The organism is Kitasatospora sp. NPDC091257, from assembly GCF_044757675.1.
In the GTDB taxonomy this organism is placed as follows: domain Bacteria; phylum Actinomycetota; class Actinomycetes; order Streptomycetales; family Streptomycetaceae; genus Kitasatospora; species Kitasatospora lactacystinica.
Window position 1 is genome coordinate 1 of the sequence record NZ_JBIVVI010001180.1, and the last position, 2,776, is coordinate 2,776.

Consider the following 2,776-nt stretch of genomic DNA (forward strand, 5'->3'; position numbering starts at 1 on the left):
ACTTTTGGCACGCTGTTGAGTTCTCAAGGAACGGACGCTTCCTTCGGACCGCCTTCCAGCGGACCCTCCGGGCTTCGTTCTTTCGTGTTTCCAGCCTACCAGATGCTTTCTGCTCCGTTTACCGGGGCTTTTCGCATCTGAAATCTGGTGTTAACCGCCAAGTTGTGGCGACTCGACCAACCATAGCGGGTCGGCAGCCGGAGCGCGAATCGGGGCGCACCGGGAGTCCCCCGGACGGCGGCATGATTTGTTGCTCTCGCGAGCATATACAGCAATGGTCCCGATTCGCCAAGATGCCTGTAGAGTGCGGCGCATCGGAGCCAAGAGGACTAGACCACTCGCGGGCCGGTGAGTCGCCGGCCGGCTGGGCCGGCAGGGGCGGGGGCTTCGCCCTGGAATGTCAGCAGATGTCCAAAGTTGACATGATTTAGGCTTCAGTTGATCGTCGTGCCGCTCCTCGCGGCCGCACGCTGTACTGCGCACTTGGGAGGCACAACCATGACCACTGTGACGTCGCCGCTGACCGGCAAGATCGTGGGGCTCGCGGGCGTGCCCGACCCGGTGTTCTCGGGTGCGATGGTCGGCCCGGGCACCGCGATCGACCCCGTTCGCGAGCAGACCACGGCGGTCGCTCCGGTGGACGGTGTCGTCGTTTCCATGCACCCGCACGCGTTCGTCGTCGTGGACGCCGAGGGCCACGGTGTGCTGACCCACCTCGGGATCGACACCGTTCAGCTGAACGGCGAGGGCTTCGAGCTGCTCGTCAACAAGGGCGACACGGTGACCCGGGGTCAGGCCGTCATCAAGTGGGACCCGGCCGCCGTCGAGGCCGCGGGCAAGTCGCCGATCTCGCCGATCGTGGCGCTGGAGGCCACCGTGGACTCGCTGGGCGATCTGCGGGAGGACGGCGAGGCCAAGGCCGGCGAGCAGCTGTTCAACTGGAGCTGACCTCTTCCTTCCGACCCGCCCCGGACGAGATGACGGGGCGGCCCCCACACACAGCGGTTCCCGGCGGGGCCGCTCATCTCAGCGGAGACAGGTGACATGGAGAAGACGCTGCGCGGCGTGGGCGTGAGCCACGGGGTCGCGATCGGCCAGGTGCGGCACATGGGGACGGCGGTGCTGGAGCCCCCGGCCACCCAGATCCCGACCGAGGACGCCCCCCGTGAGCAGGCTCGCGCCCAGGCCGCCGTCGAGGCGGTCGCCGCCGACCTCATCGCGCGCGGCAACCTCGCGGGCGGCGAGGCCCAGGCCGTGCTGGAGGCCCAGGCGCTGATGGCGCAGGACCCGGAGCTGATGGCCGACGTGTCCCGCCGGATCGCCGTCGGCAGCAGTGCCGAGCGCGGCATCTACGACGCGTTCGCGGCCTACCGGGCGCTGCTCGCCTCCGCCGGGGAGTACCTGGCCGGGCGGGTCGCCGACCTGGACGACGTGCGCAACCGGATCGTGGCCCGGCTGCTCGGCGTGCCGATGCCGGGCGTGCCGGACAGCGACGAGCCGTACGTACTGTTCGCGCGGGACCTGGCGCCGGCCGACACCGCGCTGCTGGACCCGACGCTGGTGCTCGGCTTCGTGACCGAGGAGGGCGGGCCGACCAGCCACAGCGCCATCCTGGCCCGGGCGATGGGCGTGCCGGCCGTCGTGGCGCTGCCGGGTGCGATCGAGGTCGCCGAGGGCACCGTCGTCGCGGTGGACGGCAGCTCCGGCGACGTGCTGCTGGAGCCGTCCCAGGAGAAGCAGGACGAGCTGCGGGCGGCCGCCGCCGAGCGCAGGGCCGCGCTGGCCGCCTCCTCCGGCCCGGGGCAGACCTCGGACGGGCACCGGGTGCCGCTGCTGGCCAACGTGGGCGGACCGGCCGACGTGCCGGCCGCGCTGGAGAACGGCGCCGAGGGCGTCGGCCTGTTCCGCACCGAGTTCCTGTTCCTGGACGACTCGGCGAAGGCTCCCGGCGCGGAGAAGCAGGTCGAGGCGTACCGCAAGGTGCTGGAGGCCTTCCCCGAGGGCCGGGTCGTGGTCCGGGTCCTGGACGCCGGCGCCGACAAGCCGCTGGACTTCCTGACCCCGGCCGACGAGCCCAACCCGGCTCTGGGCGTGCGCGGTCTGCGCACCCTGCTCGAACACCCCGAGGTGCTGCGGACCCAGCTGGAGTCGCTGGCCAAGGCGGCCGAGGGCCTGCCGGTGCACCTTGAGGTGATGGCCCCGATGGTGGCCGACCGCAAGGACGCCAAGGACTTCGCGACCGCCTGCCGTGAGGCCGGGCTGGACGCCAAGTTCGGCGCGATGGTGGAGATCCCGTCGGCCGCGCTGCGCGCCAGGGCGATCCTCCAGGAGGTCGAGTTCCTGTCGCTGGGGACCAACGACCTCGCGCAGTACACCTTCGCGGCCGACCGCCAGGTCGGTGCGCTGGCCCGGCTCCAGGACCCGTGGCAGCCGGCCCTACTGGACCTGGTCGCCGCGGCGGCCGACGCCGCGCGGGCGGCCGGCAAGAGCTGCGGCGTCTGCGGCGAGGCCGCCTCCGACCCGCTGCTGGCCGTGGTGCTGACCGGTCTGGGCGTCACCAGCCTGTCGATGGGCGCGGCCTCGATCCCCTACGTGCGGACCACGCTCGCCAAGTACACGCTGGCGCAGTGCCGCCGGGCGGCCGAGGCGGCCCGGGCCGCGGACAGCGCCGAGGAGGCGCGGGCCGCGGCGCAGCAGGTGCTCTCCGGCGAGTAGCCGGGAGCGGCGGAAGCGGGAACAGCGAGTCGTGGCCGAGGCACTGGGCATCCGCACCGTC

2 protein-coding genes are annotated in these 2,776 nt (G+C 72.1%); both read left to right on the forward strand.

All coding sequences use genetic code 11. The features are described 5' to 3' along the window. The first annotated feature begins 498 nt into the window (after positions 1 to 498). Positions 499 to 948 (forward strand): PTS glucose transporter subunit IIA, encoded by a 450-nt coding sequence (locus tag ACIQOV_RS36000; RefSeq protein WP_380554578.1) that lies wholly within the window; start codon positions 499 to 501, stop codon positions 946 to 948. A 96-nt stretch (positions 949 to 1,044) separates the two neighbouring features. Then, positions 1,045 to 2,715, forward strand: coding sequence for a phosphoenolpyruvate--protein phosphotransferase (gene ptsP, locus ACIQOV_RS36005; RefSeq protein ID WP_359911154.1), 1,671 nt, complete (start codon positions 1,045 to 1,047; stop codon positions 2,713 to 2,715). Positions 2,716 to 2,776: the final 61 nt, after the last annotated feature.

Excerpts from the sequence above, each read along its gene's own strand:
- ACIQOV_RS36000 (WP_380554578.1), top strand. The coding sequence starts at position 499 with ATGACCACTGTGACGTCGCCGCTGACCGGCAAGATCGTGGGGCTCGCG.
- ptsP (WP_359911154.1), top strand. The coding sequence starts at position 1,045 with ATGGAGAAGACGCTGCGCGGCGTGGGCGTGAGCCACGGGGTCGCGATC.